Consider the following 16842-nt stretch of genomic DNA (forward strand, 5'->3'; position numbering starts at 1 on the left):
CTCAGAGCTCGGGGCTGTTGACCATGAACTGGGCGGCGTGGGTCACGTAGTCCCAGAACTGCGCGTCCTGCTCCTCGGTGAGCGCTGCCTTGTCCAGACCGGCCCGGAAGTGCACCAGCCACCGCTGCGCGGAGCCCGGGGTCACGGCGAAGGGGCCGTGGCGCATCCGCAGTCGCGGGTGACCGCGGGTCTCGCCGTACGTCGAGGGCCCGCCCCAGTACTGGGCGAGGAAGAGGGCGAACCGATCGGCGGCCGGGCCCAGGTCCTCCTCGGGATACATCGGGCGCAGCAACGGATCCTCGGCGACGCCGGCGTAGAAGGTGTCGACGATGGTGCGGATGGTCTCCATCCCGCCGATCTCCTCGTAGAACGTCGTCACGCCGACCATTGTGCCGGGTCGCTCCTGAGCCCAGCCATCGGGCCCGGTGGAGCTCAGGAGTCGGTGGCCGCCGGGACCGGTGCCTTCTCCGGTGTCCAGGTGACGTACCGGGTGTGCGGCATCACGATGCCCTCCTGGTCGAACCGGGCCTTGATGCGCTCGCGCAGCTCGCGCGCCACCGCCCACTGCTCCATCGGTGCGGTCTTCAACGAGACTCGCACGGTCACCCCGTCCACGGTCATCGCCTCGACCCCGGGGGACTCCGGCTCCTCGATGACCCGGTCCCGGAAGTCCTCGTCCTGCCACATCGCGTGGGTGACCTCGGTGAGGACCTCGCGGACCCGGAGCAGGTCGGAGTCGTAGGCGACGGTCAGGTCGAGCACCGCACGCGCCCAGTTCTGGCTCATGTTGCCGACCCGCAGGATCTCCCCGTTGCGCACGTACCAGACCGTGCCGTTGATGTCCCGCACCCTGGTGACGCGCAGGCTGACCGCCTCCACCGTGCCCGAGGCCTCGCCCAGGTCGACGACGTCGCCCACGCCGTACTGGTCCTCCACGATCATGAAGATCCCGGAGAGGAAGTCCTTGACCAGGGTCTGGGCGCCGAACCCGAGGGCCAGGCCGAGGATCCCGGCGCTGGCGATGATCGGGGTGATGTCCACGTCGAGCTCGCTGAGCACCATGGTGAACGTGACGGCCAGCAGCACCCCGTTGATGATGCTCTTGAGCAGGCTGCCCATGGTGCGGGAGCGCTGGGCCCGCCGGGTGTTGGCGGCCAGGTCGCGGGGGGAGTGCTCGGTGCTGCGGCCCAACCTGGCGCTGGTGGTCACCGCCGCCCGGGTGAAGCGGTCCGGGACCATCCCGGCCTCCGCGCGACGCACCACGCGGTCCACGAGGCGGTGCAGCACCCAGCGGGCCACCAGGGCCAGCAGGATCAGCATGGCGATGGTCAGCGGCCTGCCGATGAGCACGTCGGCCATCTCCGCGAGGTCCTCGTTGCCGGTGGCCTGCATGGTCCACTCGCACAGCTGTTCACCAGGAAGGCAGGGATGGTCGATCTGGGTCGCGAGTCCGAACATGGCGCCCAGTATTGCGGTGCCGCCCGCTCCGAGGGCCCAGCAGGTGGCCACGGATGGGCTCGGGTGATCGGCACCAGGACCGGGGACGATATCCTTGGCCACGTGACCTCCATGACCGCGCTCAAGAACCTCCGTCCTGTCGTGCGCTCGTCGCTGCGCCTGGCTGTCCCGGCGGGCGTCGTGCTCACCGTGCTGCTCGCCGGCCCCGCCATGGCCGACGTGCCGGAGGGATGGTCGGACCCGGACGACGTCTCCGCCATGCAGTTCCTGATGCTGCTCTTCCTGGTCCCGGTGGGACTGGCGCTGCTGATCTCGCTGGCGGTCTACCTGCCCGCGCTGGCCCGAGGCGAGAAGATCGCGCCCAACTCCCAGCCCGTGGACGACCAGTGGTTCGGAGGACCGCGCGGTGGTCGTGCCGAGCTGCAGTCCTCCGACGCCGAGGAGAAGGGCACCGGTGGCGCAAGTGGCACTTGGTGAGCTCACCGCCCGCGAGCGGGCTGAGATCGACAAGGCCATCCGGGCGGCCGAGCAGGCCTGCCGGTTCGAGTTCTCGGTCTTCCGCGGGGTCAGCACGGGAGCCCCGCGCGCCTTCGCCGAGTCTCTGCACTCATCCCTGGCGGCACCGCAGCGCAGCATCCTGATCATGGTCGACCCGGTGTCCCGGGCGCTCGAGGTCGTCACCGGCTCGGAGGTACGTCGTCACCTCACCGACGGCGAGGTCGAGCTCGCCGTGCTGGCGATGCAGTCGGCCTTCGCCGAGGGTGACGAGGTCGGCGGGTTGCGCCGCGGGATCCTGATGCTCGCCGAGCACGCCATCCCGCAGCACACCCTGCACGTCGGGCCCGAGCACGTCGGAGTCTGACCACCCGGGTCTGCCCTGCGCGGGCACGGAACGACCAGGCACCGAACGACCACAACGGCTGAGCGCCGCACCGAGGGGTGCGGCGCTCAGCCGTTCACGTGCAGGCGCTCAGCTGGCTCCAGCACCCGGCTGGGTGCTCGACCCGGCGTCCAGGGCCTGGGCGGCGAGCGCACGCAGGACGTCGGCGCGTCCCTCGCGTGCGAACCGCTGGGCTCCCAGCGGAGCCGAGGTGCGCTCCAGCCACTCCGCCACCCGGTCGGCCAGCTGCTGCTGGGCGACGATCTGCTTGGGGAAGCCGTACTCCAGCACCACCGAGCCCTTGTGGAAGCCCAGGGTGTCGATCGCCGTCTCCGCCGCGTCGAAGTACTTGTCGACGAACTGGGCGACGACGTCCTCCTGGCCGAAGCGGAAGATCGAGAAGACCATCTCCCGCGAGGTCTCGTTCGGCGTCGCCGGGTCCATGATGGCGGCCCAGCCGGCTTCCTTGGCCTCCAGGCGCGGTTGGGCGACCCGGGCGGCGGCGGCCTTCTCCTTGCCCTCGATCGTGGGGTCGCGCTCCAGCTCGGCCTCGATCTCGGCATCCCCGGCTCGGCCGGCTGCGGCCAGCGCGGTCAGCAGGGACCAGCGCAGGTCCTGGTCGACGGCGAGGCCCTCGACGGTGAACGATCCGTCGAGGAGACCCTGCAGATCGGCCACCGCGGTGTCGCTGTGGCTGGCGGCCGCGTAGGCGCGGGTGAAGGTGAGCTGGTGGTCGCTGCCCGGCTCGGCGGCCAGCATCAGCTCACGCAGGCCGGACTCCCACTCGGTACGCAGCGCCGCGCGGTTCGCGGGGGCGGAGTAGAAGTTGACCGCCATCGCCGCGGAGACGGGGATCCGGGTGACGCCCCAGGAGTCGGTCTCCGAGCCGATGTTGGCCAGCACCAGGCGCACGAAGTCGCTGGCCGTCATCTCGGCGTCCCGGGTCATGTCCCAGGTGGCGCCCCAGACCAGGGCGCGGGCCAGGGAGTCGTCGAGCTTGGAGAGCCCGGCGGTGACGCAGGCCAGCGAGCGCTCGTCGAGACGGATCTTGGCGTAGGCGTGGTCCTCGTCGTTGAGCAGCAGCAGGTCCGGCTGACGCACCCCGACCAGCTGCTCGACCTGGGTGGAGGCGCCCTCCACGTCGATCTCCAGGTAGTCGCGGCGCACCAGGCGCCCGTCGACCTCGTCGTACAGGCCGATGCCCAGGCGGTGGCGGCGCAGGGTCGGCTGCTCCGCCGCGGCGGTCTGCAGGACCTGGAAGGAGGAGTAGCTGCCCTCGGAGTCCAGGGCGAACTCCGGGCGCAGGGTGTTGACCCCGGCAGTCTGCAGCCATTCCTGGGCCCAGCCCTGGAGCTCGCGACCCGAGGACCGCTCCAAGGCGGCCAGCAGGTCGCTGAACTCGGTGTTGCCGAAGGCGAAGTCCTTGAAGTACTGGCGCAGCCCCGCCACGAACGGGTCGAGCCCCACCCAGGCCACCAGTTGCTTGAGCACCGAGGCGCCCTTGGCGTAGGTGATCATGTCGAAGTTGACCTCGACCGCGTGCAGGTCGACGTTGTCCGCGGCGATCGGGTGCGTGCTGGGCAGCTGGTCGGCGCGGTAGCCGGTCTGCTTGCGGGCGTTGGCGAAGCCCGTCCAGGCATCGGTGAACTCGGTGGCCTCGGCCTCGCACCAGTAGCAGGCCCACTCCGCGAAGGACTCGTTGAGCCAGAGGTCGTCCCACCACTTCATGGTCACCAGGTCGCCGAACCACATGTGCGCCATCTCGTGGGTGATCACCGAGGTGCGGAACTCGAAGAACGAGCGGGCCTGACGGCTGCGGGGGAGGTACTCGTCGCGCAGCGTCACGCAGCCGGCGTTCTCCATCGCGCCCATGTTGTACTCCGGCACGTAGAGCTGGTCGTACTTGCCGAACGGGTAGGGGTAGTCGAACTTCTCCTCGAAGAACTCGAAGCTCTGCTTGGTGATCTTCACCAGCTCTTCGGTGTCCATGTAGTCCACCAGCGACTGGCGGCAGTAGTGACCCAGCGGGATGGTGCCGAACTTGCCCTCGTAGGTGTCGAGGACCTCGTGGTACTCCCCGGCCACGATGGCGGTGATGTACGTCGACATCTTCGCCGTCGTCGGGAAGGACCACACGGCCTTGCCGTCGCCGGCGGCCACGGGCTCGGGAGTCGGGGCGTTGGAGACGACCTTCCAGTGCTCCGGCGCGGTCACGGTGAAGGTGAAGACCGACTTCAGGTCCGGCTGCTCGAAGGTGGTGAAGACCCGCCGCGCGTCCGGGACCTCGAACTGGCTGTAGAGGTAGACCCGGTCGTCGGAGGGGTCGACGAAGCGGTGCAGGCCCTCGCCGGTGTGGCTGTAGGTGCAGTCCGCCTTGACCACCAGCTGGTTGTCGGCGGCGAGGCCGTCGAGCTGGATGCGGCTGTCGACGTACGCCGTCGCCGGGTCGAGCGGGGCACCGTTCAGGGTGATCTCGTGCACCGTGGCGTCGACGAGGTCGACGAACGTCGACCCGCCCGGCTCGCGGCAGGTGAAGGCGATGGTGGTGGTGGAGCCGAACGTCTTCTCACCTGTGGTGAGGTCGAGCTCGACGTCGTAGGAGGACACGTCCAGGAGGGCGGCGCGGGTGGCGGCCTCGTCCCTGGTGAGGTTGGTTCCGGGCATGAGATCCATCATGGCATCCCGAGCCGAGAGCGCGGCGTGGGCGCGGGCGGCGGTCTTATTGGTGGCGGTGCCGGGGCTTCTGATTCACTGGCACGCGTGACCGAGACCAAGAACAACGCCGACTTCTGGTTCGACCCGCTCTGCCCCTTCGCCTGGATCACCTCGCGGTGGATCCTGGAGGTCGAGCAGGTCCGCGACATCGACGTGACCTGGCACGTGATGAGCCTGGCCTACCTCAACGCCGACAAGGACATCCCCGACGAGTACCGGGAGATGCTCAAGCCAGCCTGGGGGCCGGTGCGGGTGGCCATCGCCGCCGAGCAGCGCCACGGCCGTGGGGTCCTGCTCGCGCTCTACACCGCGATGGGCAACCGGATCCACCTGGAGCAGCAGCCGATCAGTCGCGAGCTCATCGCCGCCGCGGTGGCCGAGGCCGGCCTGGAGGCCGACCTGGTCGACGCGATGGACGACAGCTCGCTGGACGAGGCGGTCGCCAAGTCGCACCACGAGGGCATGGACCAGGTCGGGGACGACGTGGGCACCCCGACGATCTCGATCAACGGTGCCGCGTTCTTCGGCCCGGTGCTCTCGGCCATCCCGCGCGGCGAGGAGGCAGGCCAGCTGTGGGACGGCTGCGTCGCGGTCGCGAAGGTGCCCTACTTCTACGAGCTCAAGCGCTCGCGCACCGGGGACCTGGACTTCAGCTGACCCGGGCGTCTCCTCATGGCTGGGAACCTAACCGCCGGGACGCGCCGGCGCGAGCCTCACTAGGATCGCCCTCATGAGCAAAGTCCTCTCCGCAGTCGCCTGGCCGTACGCCAACGGTCCGCGCCACATCGGGCACGTGGCCGGTTTCGGTGTGCCCTCCGACGTCTTCAGCCGGTACATGCGGATGGCAGGGCACGAGGTGCTCATGGTCTCGGGCTCCGACGAGCACGGGACCCCGATCCTGATCGCCGCGGACGAGGCGGGGATCTCACCGCAGCAGCTGGCCGACCGCAACCACCGGCTGATCGTGGAGGACCTGGTCGGTCTCGGGCTCTCCTACGACATGTACACCCGCACCACCACGCGCAACCACCACGCCGTGGTCCAGGAGATGTTCCGGGGGGTCTACGACAACGGCTACTTCGTCGAGCAGACGACGTACGGCGCGATCTCGCCGTCGACGGGACGCACCCTCCCGGACCGCTACATCGAGGGCACCTGCCCCATCTGCGGGACCGTTGGCGCGCGCGGGGACCAGTGCGACGCCTGCGGCAACCAGCTGGACCCCCACGACCTGATCGACCCGGTCTCGCGGATCAACGGCGAGACCCCGCAGTTCATCGAGACCCAGCACTTCTTCCTGGACCTGCCCGCGCTGGCCGACGCGCTGGGGGAGTGGCTCGACGAGCGGGAGGCCTCGGGCACGTGGCGTCCCAACGTCATCAAGTTCTCTAAGAACATCCTCTCCGAGATCCGGCCGCGGGCGATGACCCGCGACATCGACTGGGGCATCGCGGTGCCGCTCGAGGGGTGGCAGGACAACCCGACCAAGAAGCTCTACGTGTGGTTCGACGCGGTCATCGGCTATCTCTCGGCCTCCATCGAGTGGGCGCGACGCTCGGGCGACCCCGAGGCGTGGCGCCAGTGGTGGAACGACCCGCAGGCACTGTCGTACTACTTCATGGGCAAGGACAACATCACCTTCCACAGCCAGATCTGGCCGGCCGAGCTGCTGGCCTACAACGGCCAGGGCAGCAAGGGCGGCAGTGCGCACGAGCTCGGGGTGCTGAACCTGCCCACCGAGGTGGTGAGCTCGGAGTTCCTGACCATGGAGGGCCGGAAGTTCTCCTCCTCCAAGAAGGTCGTCATCTACGTCGCCGACCTGCTCTCGCGCTACCAGGCCGACGCCTTCCGCTACTTCGTGGCCGCCGCCGGCCCCGAGAACCAGGACTCCGACTTCTCCTGGGCCGAGTTCGTGCAGCGCACCAACTCCGAGCTGGTGGCCGGCTGGGGCAACCTGGTCAGCCGCACCGCCACGCTGATCGCCAAGAACTTCGGGCAGGTCCCCGAGCCCGCCACGCTGAGCGAGGCGGACACCACGATCCTGGCCACCACCGAGGCGGCGTTCGGCGTCGTGGGCGACCTCATCGGCCGCAACCGGATGCGCAGCGCCATCGCCGAGGCGATGCGCGCCGTCGGCGAGGTGAACAAGTACGTCACCGACTCCGAGCCGTGGAAGATCAAGGACGACCCGGAGCGCCTGGGCACCGTGCTGTTCGTGATGGCCCAGTGCGTGCAGGACCTCAACACCCTGCTCAGCCCGTTCCTGCCGTTCACCGCCAACCAGATCGACGTGGTCCTCGGCGGCTCCGGTGACCTGCAGCCGCTGCCTCGGATCGAGGAGGTCGAGGACCTCGACGGAGGACCCGGCTATCCGGTCATCACCGGCGACTACACCGGCGTGCGGCCCTGGGAGCGACGTGCGGTGGTCCCGGGGACCCCGATCGAGAAGCCGGCGCCGGTCTTCACCAAGCTCGACCCCACGCTGGTGACCGAGGAGCTGGCGCGGCTGGGGCTGGAGGGCTGACAGCCGTCGTAGGGTCTGCCCATGACTGATCCGGCCTACGTCCCCCGCTTCTTCCTCAAGCAGAAGCTGACCATGATGGTCAACCGCTACGAGGTTCTCGAGGCGAGGCCCGACGGCACGCCCGGTCGGGTGATGGCGTTCGCGGAGCAGAAGCGCTTCGCGTTCAAGGAGCAGGTCACCTTCTTCGAGGACTCCACCCGCAGCCGCCCGCTCTTCGGCTTCAAGGCGCGCTCCCTGGTGGACCTCAACGCCGGGTACGACGTCACCGACGCCGACGGTGCGCCGCTGGGCTTCTTCCGCAAGGACTTCGGCGCGAGCCTGCTGCGCTCCACCTTCCACCTCGAGGGTCCCGGTTTCCAGGGCACGGGTCAGGAGCGGCACGTGTGGGTGGCGCTGCTGCGGCGCTTCTCGGACTTCCCGTTCCTGCCGATCCACTTCGACTACGTCACTCCTGACGGGGCGCCGCTGATCTCGGTCTCCCGGCAGATGAGCATCGGGGATCGCTACACCGTCGACGTGCCCGACCGTCGCGTCGACTTCCGGCTGGCGGCGGCGGTGGCGGTGGCCATGGACGCGCTGATGTCCCGATGACGCAGGTGAGCTGAGGTGCTGCACCCGCAGGCCCGCCGGGCCCTGGAGGCCCAGGCGGCCGAGACCCCCGTGCACCACCCCGACTTCGACGTGGCCCGGGAGCGGGCCCAGGCCCGGGCCGCGGCCCTGGCCGCACCCCGTGAGCCGGTGGGGGAGGTCCGCGACCTCGACGCCGCCGGCGTCCCGGTGCGCGCCTACCTCCCGCAGCGCCGGCCGACCGGCGTGGTGGTGCACCTGCACGGCGGCGGCTTCGTGCTCAACGACGTCGAGGTGCACGACGCGGCGGTGCGCCGCCTGGTCAACCGGTCGTCGATGGCGGTGGTGAGCGTGGACTACCGGCGTCCGCCCGAGCACCGCTTCCCGGCGGCTCCCGACGACGTCTCGACGGTCCTGGCGTGGCTCGCCGACCGGGGCCTGGCCGACCTCGGCCTGGGCGCCGACCTGCCGTGGTTCGCCCACGGTGACAGCGCCGGCGCCAACCTGGCCCTGGTGGCCGCGCTGCGGCACCCGGGACGGTTCGCGGCGCTGGCGCTGATCTACCCGTTCCTGGATCCTGAGCTCTCCGGTGCGTCGTTCCAGACCGCGGGCGACGGCTTCGACAGGGACCAGGCCCGTTGGTACTGGGAGCAGTACGCCCGCTCCCGGGCCGACTTCGAGGACCCCGACCTGGCGCCCCTGCTCTCCGACAGCCTCGACACCCTGCCGCCCACGCTGGTGGTCACCTGCGAGCACGACCCGCTGCGGGACGAGGGGGAGCTGTTGGCGACCCGGCTCGCCGAGCTCGGGGTGAGCGTGGTGGCGACCCGCTACCTCGGGATGGTGCACGGCTTCTGGCGCCACCCCGACGTCTTCGACGCCGCCGAGCCACTGATGCGGCAGGTGGCCGGCTTCCTGGACCAGCACGTCTGAGAGGATCAGGCCATGCGCGTGCACCTGGGATCCGACCATGCTGGCCTCGAGCTCAAGGACCACCTGATGAACTGGCTGGTCGACGCCGGCCACGAGGTCGTCGACCACGGTCCCTTCGTCTACGACGCCCTGGACGACTACCCCGTGTTCTGCCTGCGGGCGGCCGAGGCGGTGGCCGCGGAGCGGGCCGAGGGGCTCGACAGCCTCGGTGTGGTGATCGGCGGCTCCGGCAACGGCGAGCAGATGGCGGCCAACAAGGTCAAGGGGGTGCGCTGCGCCCTGGCCTGGTCTGAGGAGACCGCGGCGCTGGCCAAGGAACACAACGACGCCAACGTCGTCTCGGTCGGCGGCCGGATGCACTCGGTCGAGGACATGACCCGCTTCGTCGAGGTCTTCCTGGCCACGCCGTTCAGCGGCGACGAGCGCCACGTCCGCCGGATCGGGCAGCTCGCCGACTACGAGGTCACCGGCGACCTCCCGCCGTTGCCGGAGTCCGCACTGCAGGGACCGGGTGCCTGAGGGGCACACCCTCCGGCGGCTCGCGGACGACCTCACGCTGGCCTTCGCCGGCCGGAGGGTGCGGGTCTCCAGCCCCCAGGGCCGGTTCGAGGCGGAGGCCCGGCAGCTCGACGGCGCGGTCCTCGAGGGTGCCGACTCCGCAGGCAAGCACCTCTTCGTGGAGCTCGAGGGGGAGCGGTTCATCCACGTCCACCTCGGCCTGATCGGTGGCTTCGCGGTGCACGCGGACGTGGCGCAGGTGCCCGATCCCGTGGGCCAGGTGCGGTTGCGCCTGGTCACCGCCGACCCCGGCCCCACGGCGTACGCCGACCTGCGCGGAGCCACCCGGTGCGACCTCGTCGGCCCCGCTGGTCGTGACCTGGCGATCTCGAAGCTGGGCGCGGACCCGCTGCGTGCCGACGCCGACGTGGCGAAGGCCTGGCGCCGGATCAGCGCCAGCCCGCGGGGCATCGGCGACCTGCTGATGGACCAGACGGTGATCGCCGGGGTCGGCAACGTCTACCGCGCCGAGGTGCTCTTCCGGCACCGCATCCACCCGCTGCGTCCCGGGAGGACCCTGCGTCGCGGGCAGTTCCGCGCCCTCTGGGACGACCTGGTCGTGCTCATGGGCGAGGGGGTGCGCAGCGGCCGGATCGACACCGTGCGGCCCGAGCACACCCCTGAGGCCATGGGGCGGGAGCCGCGGCGCGACGACCACGGCGGGGAGGTCTACGTCTACCGGCGCACGGGTCAGCCCTGTCTAGTGTGCGGAACCCCCGTGCGCACGGCGGTGCTGGTCGGCAGGAATCTGTTCTGGTGCAGCAAATGTCAGCCCACCTTCCGCTCGCGGGCCCTAGGCTCGGCTCAACACGCGCGCGAGGATGGACATGGCTGAAGTGAGCTCGGTGTTGTCGGCCCCGTGGCGGGTGCTCAGGCAGCGGTGGCAGCGCGCCACCCGCACCGGCCTGTCCGAGCAGCTGGTGATGCTGGTGGTGGCCACCCTGCTGATGGCAGCGGCGATCATCGGGCTGCCGGACTTCGCCCCGATGATGCTCCTGATGGTGCCCATGGTGGTGGCCAGCCTGGTGCTGGGTCCACGCCAGCTGCCCTGGTTCGTGGTCTTCGTGCTGATGACGCTCGCGGTCGCCGTCACCCGGCAGCCCGACGTGACCGCCCGGATCGCGGTGAGCGTCGCGGTGATGTTCGCCCTGGGCTTCATCATCCTGCTCAGCTCCTTCCGCCGCTCCCAGCTCGGCGTCGCGGGGTCACGGGGGGAGTCGATGCTCGTCGACCTCCGGGACCGCATCCTGAAGCAGGGCGCGATCCCGGCGCTGCCGCCCAGCTGGCACGTGATGTGGGAGCTGCGCTCCGCCGGGGGTACGCCGTTCGCGGGCGACTTCGTGGTGGCCTCGCGCACCACGCCCGAGCGGCTCGAGCTGGCGGTGGTCGACGTCTCCGGCAAGGGTGAGGACGCCGGCACCCGGGCGCTGCTGCTCTCGGGGGCCTTCGGCGGGCTGATGGGCGCGATGCGCTCGGAGGAGTTCCTGCCGGCCGCCAACGCCTACCTGCTGCGCCAGGACTGGGAGGAGGGCTTCGCCACCGCGATCCACCTGTCCCTGGACCTCGGATCGGGTCGCTTCGCGCTGCGCTCGGCCGGACACCCTCCGGCGGCGCTGCACGACGCGGGATCGGGCCGCTGGGGCGTGAGGGAGACCGAGGGGCCCGTGCTGGGACTCATCGAGGACGCCGAGTTCCCCGCCGTCCATGGTCAGATGCGCCGCGGCGACGCGATGCTGCTCTACACCGACGGCCTGGTCGAGACGCGAGGACGCGACATCGGCCTGGGCATCGACCGGATGCTCGGGCAGGCCGAGCGGGTGCTGCGCGGGGACTTCGAGAACGGCGCCGCCCGGCTCATCGACGCGCTGGGTTCCCCCGACGATGACCGGGCGCTGCTGATGGTGCACTACCGGCGCAGCTGAGGCGCGCAGCCCGACGTCGAGGCGGCTCCGGTCCGGTGGGCCTCGGTTGGGGATCGAACCGTCCGGTGTGGCACCATGGCATCGCGCAATTCACCCACCTCGGCGCTCGTGGCCGGGGCGGGGCACAGTGCATGCGGATGTAGCTCAATGGTAGAGCCTCAGTCTTCCAAACTGATTACGCGGGTTCGATTCCCGTCATCCGCTCAGAGGCGCCCCAGACATGCGTGCGCGGGGTGTTTTGCCGGGGCGTAGCGTAGTGGCTAGCGCGCCTGCTTTGGGAGCAGGAGACCGCAGGTTCGAGTCCTGTCGCCCCGACTTCCGCACCACCACCGACGAAGGAGATCACCTGTGAAGAGCGCCGTCGAGAACTTGAGCCCGACCCGGGCCAAGCTGACTGTCGAGGTGCCCTTCGAGGAGCTCAAGCCGAGCCTCGACGCGGCGTACAAGAAGATCGCCCAGCAGATCAACGTCCCCGGCTTCCGCCGCGGCAAGGTGCCGCCGGCCGTGATCGACCGCCAGGTCGGCCGCGGCGCGGTGCTGGACGAGGCGATCAACGAGGTCCTGCCCGCCAAGTACATGGAGGCGCTGCAGGCGAACTCCCTGGAGCCCTTGGCCCAGCCGGAGATCGAGGTGACGAAGTTCGAGGACAACCAGACCCTCGAGTTCACCGCCGAAGTCGACATCAAGCCGGACTTCGAGGTGCCCGCCTACGACGCCGTCACCGCCGAGGTGGATGACATCAACGTCACCGACGCCGACGTCGAGGAGCAGCTCCAGGCCCTGCGTGAGCGCTTCGGCTCGCTGGTCGACGTGGAGCGCGCCGCCGCCGACGGCGACTTCGTGACCATCGACCTGGTGGCTGCCAAGGAAGGCGAGACGGTCGAGGGTGGCGAGGTCTCCGGCATGTCCTACAAGGTCGGCCGCGGCGGCATGCTCGACGGGCTCGACGAGGCCCTGGTCGGCATGTCGGCCGGCGAGGAGAAGACCTTCGCCTCCCAGCTGGTCGGTGGCGACCTGATCGGCGAGGACGTCGACGTCACCGTCAAGGTCACCGCCGTGCAGGAGCAGCAGCTGCCCGAGCTGGACGACGAGTTCGCCCAGATGGCCTCGGAGTTCGACACCGTCGAGGAGCTCACCGCCGACGTGCGCGAGCGGCTCGGCCGCGGCAAGCGGCTCGAGCAGGCCGCGGCCGCCCGGGACGCGGTGCTCGAGGCCCTGCTGGAGAAGACCGAGATCCCGCTGCCCGAGACCCTGGTCACCGACGAGCTGAACGCCCGCCGCCAGAACGTCGAGCAGCAGCTGGTCTACGCCGGTCTCACCATGGAGAAGTACCTCGAGGACGAGGGACAGACCCTCGAGGAGTTCGAGGCCGACCTGGAGCGCCGGGTGCGCGACGCCGTGGCCGCCCAGTTCGTGCTGGACGCCATCGCGAAGGCCGAGGAGATCGGCGTCGACCAGAACGACCTGTCCCAGCACCTGGTGATGCGTGCGCAGCAGTCCGGTCAGGACCCGCAGGAGTTCGCCAACCACATGTTCGAGCACAACCACATCCCCGAGCTGGTCCAGGAGATCGTGCGCGGCAAGGCCCTGGCCCAGGTGGTGGAGTCCGCGATCGTCAAGGACGCCTCGGGCAACGTGGTCGAGCTGAAGAACCTGCGCCCCGACGGCAGCATCGGCGAGCCCGAGGAGCCCACTGCCGAGGGCGACAGCGCCTCCGACGAGGCCTCCGAGGACACCGAGGCGCCGACGCAGGCCTGAGCCTCACCTGCACAGCACCTTCCGATCCCCGTCCCGGCCCTCTGGCCGGGGCGGGGATCGTCGCTTTGGCCGGCGATGTGTGCGCTCTGGGCGAACAGGGCGGGTATCTCGTGGAACTGTCGGAGCTTCGGGCTAGGGTCGCTGACGTGAACCCGAACTCCAGTGCACCCGCGACGTCGCCACAGATGAACGGTGGCGGTTCCTACGGGCTCGACGACCACATCTACCAGCGCCTGCTCAAGGAGCGGATCGTCTTCCTCGGCTCCGAGGTGCGTGACCAGAACGCGAACGCGATCTGCGCCCAGCTCCTGCTGCTGTCGGCCGAGGATCCCGAGGCCGACATCTTCCTGCACATCAACAGTCCCGGCGGCTCTGTGGATGCGGGCATGGCCATCTACGACACCATGAACTACATCCCCAACGACGTCGCGACCGTGGGCATGGGCCTGGCGGCGTCGATGGGGCAGTTCCTGCTCTGCGCCGGCACCAAGGGCAAGCGCTACGCCCTGCCGCACGCGCGGATCATGATGCACCAGCCCTCCTCGGGCATGGGCGGCTCGGCCTCGGACATCAAGATCCAGGCCCAGCAGTCGCTGCACATCAAGAAGGTGCTGCTCGAGCTGATCGCCCAGCACACCGGACAGTCCGTCGCGCAGGTCGAGAACGACGCCGACCGCGACCGCTGGTTCACCGCTGACCAGGCCCGCGAGTACGGCCTCGTCGACCAGGTGATCAAGAGCGCCCGCGAGGCCGCCGACGAAGGCCGGCCCGCCCACTCCTCCGACGCTGACAAGGACTGACGCATGAACTACTACATCCCGCAGTGGGAGGAGCGGACCTCCTACGGGTTCCGCCGCATCGATCCCTACGGCAAGCTCTTCGAGGAGCGCATCATCTTCCTCGGCTCGCCCATCTCCGACGACGTCGCGAACGCCGTCATGGCTCAGCTGCTGTGCCTGGAGACGATGAACCCCGACCAGGACATCTCCATCTACATCAACTCGCCCGGTGGCTCGTTCACCGCGCTGACCGCCATCTACGACACGATGCGGTTCATCAAGCCGGACGTGCAGACCGTGTGCCTGGGCCAGGCCGCCTCGGCTGCGGCGATCCTGCTGGCCGCCGGTACGCCGGGCAAGCGCCTGGCGCTGCCCAACAGCCGGATCCTGATCCACCAGCCCTACACCGAGGGCACGTTCGGCCAGACCTCCGACATCGAGATCCAGGCCAACGAGATCCTCCGGATGCGTGAGCTCCTGGAGAAGATGATCTCCGACCACAGTGGTCGGGACATCGAGACGGTCAGCCGCGACATCGAGCGGGACAAGATCCTCACCGCGGAGCAGGCCGTCGAGTACGGCCTCATCGACTCCGTGCTCGAGCCGAGGTCCGGCGAGATCGCCCTCGGCGCGGGTCGCTGACCCATCAGACAGCAAACGTCGGGCTCTTCGTGTCCGCCCCCCGAGGGGGGCGGGCGCGAGGTACCGTCTAGGAGTTTCGCAGCGATGCCGGGCGACCGGCCGGACCGGAGGATGAGCGCCCGTGGCACGAATTGGTGACGGCGGTGACCTGTTGAAGTGCAACTTCTGCGGGAAGAGCCAGAAGCAGGTCAAGAAGCTCATCGCCGGCCCCAACGTCTACATCTGTGACGAGTGCATCGAGCTGTGCAACGAGATCATCGAGGAGGAGCTGGCCGAGGGGGCCGAGGTCAGCCTCGAGGAGCTCCCGAAGCCTCGGGAGATCTTCGAGTTCCTCAACTCCTACGTGATCGGTCAGGAGCACGCCAAGAAGGCGCTCGCGGTGGCGGTCTACAACCACTACAAGCGGGTGCAGTCCGGCGCGGCCGTCGGCTCGGCGACCAAGCACAGCAAGGACGAGCACGTCGAGGTCGCCAAGTCCAACATCCTGGTCATCGGTCCCACCGGCTGCGGCAAGACCTACCTCGCCCAGACGCTGGCCCGGATGCTCAACGTGCCGTTCGCGATCGCGGACGCGACCGCGTTGACCGAGGCGGGCTACGTGGGTGAGGACGTGGAGAACATCCTCCTCAAGCTCATCCAGGCGGCTGACTACGACGTCAAGAAGGCCGAGACGGGCATCATCTACATCGACGAGATCGACAAGGTCGCCCGCAAGTCGGAGAACCCGTCGATCACTCGCGACGTCTCCGGGGAGGGTGTGCAGCAGGCGCTCCTGAAGATGCTGGAGGGCACCACTGCATCCGTGCCGCCCCAGGGTGGCCGCAAGCACCCGCACCAGGAGTTCATCCAGATCGACACCACCAACATCCTGTTCATCGTGGGCGGGGCCTTCGCCGGCCTCGAGCACATCGTGGAGCAGCGGGTGGGCAAGAAGTCCCTGGGCTTCACCGCCGAGGTGCGGAGCGAGGCCGAGCGCGAGGCGCAGGACCTGCTGGCGCTGGTGCGTCCCGAGGACCTCACCAAGTTCGGCCTCATCCCCGAGTTCATCGGCCGGTTGCCGCTCATCGCGAGCGTGAGCAAGCTCGACGTCGAGGCGCTCGTGCAGATCCTCACCGAGCCCCGCAACGCGCTGGTCAAGCAGTACCAGCGCCTGTTCGAGATCGACGGCGTCGAGCTCGTCTTCGACGACGAGGCCATCGCCTCGATCGCGGAGAAGGCACTCGAGCGGGGGACCGGTGCCCGTGGGCTGCGCGCCATCATCGAGGAGGTCCTGCTCCACGTGATGTACGAGGTGCCTTCGCGCGGCGACGTCGCGAAGGTGGTCGTGACTCGGGAGGTCGTGATGGACGACGTGGCGCCCACCCTGGTCCTCCGGGAGCCGGAGAAGAAGAAGAAGTCCGCCTGAGGGACGGGTCGCGACTAGTCACTTCTAGTCATTTCACGCGTTCGACCGACGGATGCCGGAATGGCCGGGGAGACTGGCCTCCTTCTGTTCCCAGGCCGAAGGACCCTCCTCCATGAGTGCTGAGCACAAGCGACCACTGCTCGCGTTCGTCGTGGTCAGTCTGCTGTGCGCCCTCTCCCTCGGCCACGCCCTCCGCAGCGAAGCCGTGGTCGGGATGCTCCGCGCCGCGCTCCCCGCGCTCTCCCAGCCCGAGGCCCCCCTTCAGCGGGACCCCGCACGGGTCAGTGCCAAGGTGGAACCGGCAGGCGATGGATCCCAGCGCGCTGCGCCGTCGGACAACGGCGGGGAGCGGGGCGCCCTCGGCCTGCGGACCCAGGGCGCGAGCGCCGGGCCGGCCAGGGGGGTCAGGACGGCGCAGAGTGTCGTCGTCGGCGGTCCCGCGACGGCGAAGTCCGCGAAGCCCCGGGTCTCCCCGGCGCCCCGGCCCGGCCCCGAGGTGGTCGTGCCGGTGTCCAGCACCGTCGTGGAGAGCACCGCACCGGGCCGGAGCGCCCGGACCACGAACGAGCGGCCAGGTCGCGGGCACGGGCGCTCCCACGAGGCCGGTGAGCTCCGCGAGACGCACGGCGAGCACGGTCACGGGCACTCCCAGGAGGCCGGTGAGCACGCCGTACTGCCGGCGACGCCTCACGGACGCGGCG

At 69.7% G+C, this 16842-nt stretch carries 17 protein-coding genes and 2 tRNA genes; 16 read left to right on the forward strand and 3 right to left on the reverse strand.

Translation table 11 applies throughout. The annotated features are described in order from the left end of the window. Position 1: 1 nt before the first annotated feature. Positions 2-388 (reverse strand): globin, encoded by a 387-nt coding sequence (locus C5H89_RS01675; RefSeq protein WP_104105374.1) that lies wholly within the window; start codon positions 386-388, stop codon positions 2-4. 44 nt (positions 389-432) lie between these two features. Continuing rightward, entirely contained in the window at positions 433-1458 is a 1026-nt protein-coding gene (locus C5H89_RS01680; RefSeq protein WP_240181642.1) for a mechanosensitive ion channel family protein, read from the reverse strand. Positions 1459-1560: 102 nt separating this feature from the next. Here C5H89_RS01680 and C5H89_RS01685 point away from each other — a divergent pair, with 102 nt between their 5' ends. Both C5H89_RS01685 and C5H89_RS01690 read left to right on the forward strand, forming a co-directional pair. Further along, positions 1561-1935 carry a hypothetical protein gene (locus C5H89_RS01685; protein ID WP_104105375.1) on the forward strand — a complete coding sequence of 125 codons (375 nt, stop codon included), beginning with the start codon at positions 1561-1563 and terminating at the stop codon, positions 1933-1935. Next, positions 1913-2320, forward strand: coding sequence for a DUF5130 family protein (locus tag C5H89_RS01690; protein WP_162799163.1), 408 nt, complete (start codon positions 1913-1915; stop codon positions 2318-2320). The genes C5H89_RS01685 and C5H89_RS01690 overlap by 23 nt, the downstream gene beginning before the upstream one ends. Before the next feature lie 108 nt (positions 2321-2428). Here C5H89_RS01690 and pepN read toward each other — a convergent pair whose 3' ends face one another. Further along, positions 2429-5002 (reverse strand): aminopeptidase N, encoded by a 2574-nt coding sequence (gene pepN, locus C5H89_RS01695; RefSeq protein WP_104105377.1) that lies wholly within the window; start codon positions 5000-5002, stop codon positions 2429-2431. 96 nt (positions 5003-5098) lie between these two features. Between pepN and C5H89_RS01700 the strand changes: the two genes are divergently transcribed. The 14 genes from C5H89_RS01700 to C5H89_RS01765 form a co-directional block, all read left to right on the forward strand. Then, positions 5099-5710, forward strand: coding sequence for a DsbA family protein (locus C5H89_RS01700; protein ID WP_240181643.1), 612 nt, complete (start codon positions 5099-5101; stop codon positions 5708-5710). A 73-nt stretch (positions 5711-5783) separates the two neighbouring features. Further along, the gene (gene metG, locus C5H89_RS01705; protein WP_104105378.1) at positions 5784-7577 is read left to right on the forward strand and encodes a methionine--tRNA ligase; all 1794 of its coding nucleotides are present in this window, start codon (positions 5784-5786) and stop codon (positions 7575-7577) included. A 21-nt stretch (positions 7578-7598) separates the two neighbouring features. Beyond that, complete coding sequence (locus tag C5H89_RS01710; protein ID WP_104105379.1) at positions 7599-8168, forward strand: hypothetical protein; 570 nt, start codon at positions 7599-7601, stop codon at positions 8166-8168. 15 nt (positions 8169-8183) lie between these two features. Continuing rightward, positions 8184-9077 (forward strand): alpha/beta hydrolase, encoded by an 894-nt coding sequence (locus C5H89_RS01715; RefSeq protein WP_104105380.1) that lies wholly within the window; start codon positions 8184-8186, stop codon positions 9075-9077. A 12-nt stretch (positions 9078-9089) separates the two neighbouring features. Then, a complete protein-coding gene (locus C5H89_RS01720) occupies positions 9090-9596 on the forward strand; it encodes a ribose-5-phosphate isomerase (protein WP_104105381.1) in 507 nt (168 codons plus the stop codon). Beyond that, positions 9589-10470: a DNA-formamidopyrimidine glycosylase family protein gene (locus C5H89_RS01725; RefSeq protein WP_104105382.1), complete on the forward strand. Its 882-nt coding sequence runs from the start codon at positions 9589-9591 to the stop codon at positions 10468-10470. The genes C5H89_RS01720 and C5H89_RS01725 overlap by 8 nt, the downstream gene beginning before the upstream one ends. Further along, positions 10463-11557 (forward strand): PP2C family protein-serine/threonine phosphatase, encoded by a 1095-nt coding sequence (locus C5H89_RS01730; protein WP_104105383.1) that lies wholly within the window; start codon positions 10463-10465, stop codon positions 11555-11557. The genes C5H89_RS01725 and C5H89_RS01730 overlap by 8 nt, the downstream gene beginning before the upstream one ends. 133 nt (positions 11558-11690) lie before the next feature. After that, positions 11691-11761 (forward strand) — tRNA-Gly (locus C5H89_RS01735). Between the two features lie 38 nt (positions 11762-11799). Next, a tRNA-Pro gene (locus C5H89_RS01740) sits at positions 11800-11872 on the forward strand. A 33-nt stretch (positions 11873-11905) separates the two neighbouring features. After that, entirely contained in the window at positions 11906-13315 is a 1410-nt protein-coding gene (gene tig / locus C5H89_RS01745) for a trigger factor (RefSeq protein WP_104105384.1), read from the forward strand. 185 nt (positions 13316-13500) lie between these two features. Beyond that, positions 13501-14115, forward strand: a complete 615-nt coding sequence (locus tag C5H89_RS01750; RefSeq protein WP_104105385.1) for an ATP-dependent Clp protease proteolytic subunit — start codon at positions 13501-13503, stop codon at positions 14113-14115. Between the two features lie 3 nt (positions 14116-14118). Next, a complete protein-coding gene (locus C5H89_RS01755) occupies positions 14119-14736 on the forward strand; it encodes an ATP-dependent Clp protease proteolytic subunit (protein ID WP_101523929.1) in 618 nt (205 codons plus the stop codon). Positions 14737-14857: 121 nt separating this feature from the next. Next, entirely contained in the window at positions 14858-16141 is a 1284-nt protein-coding gene (gene clpX, locus C5H89_RS01760) for an ATP-dependent Clp protease ATP-binding subunit ClpX (RefSeq protein ID WP_104105386.1), read from the forward strand. Positions 16142-16253: 112 nt separating this feature from the next. Continuing rightward, on the forward strand, positions 16254-16842 hold a 589-nt coding region (locus tag C5H89_RS01765), incomplete at its 3' end, for a hypothetical protein (RefSeq protein WP_205304809.1).

This window comes from Nocardioides sp. 616 (assembly GCF_002930065.1).
Classification (GTDB): Bacteria; Actinomycetota; Actinomycetes; order Propionibacteriales; family Nocardioidaceae; genus Nocardioides; species Nocardioides houyundeii.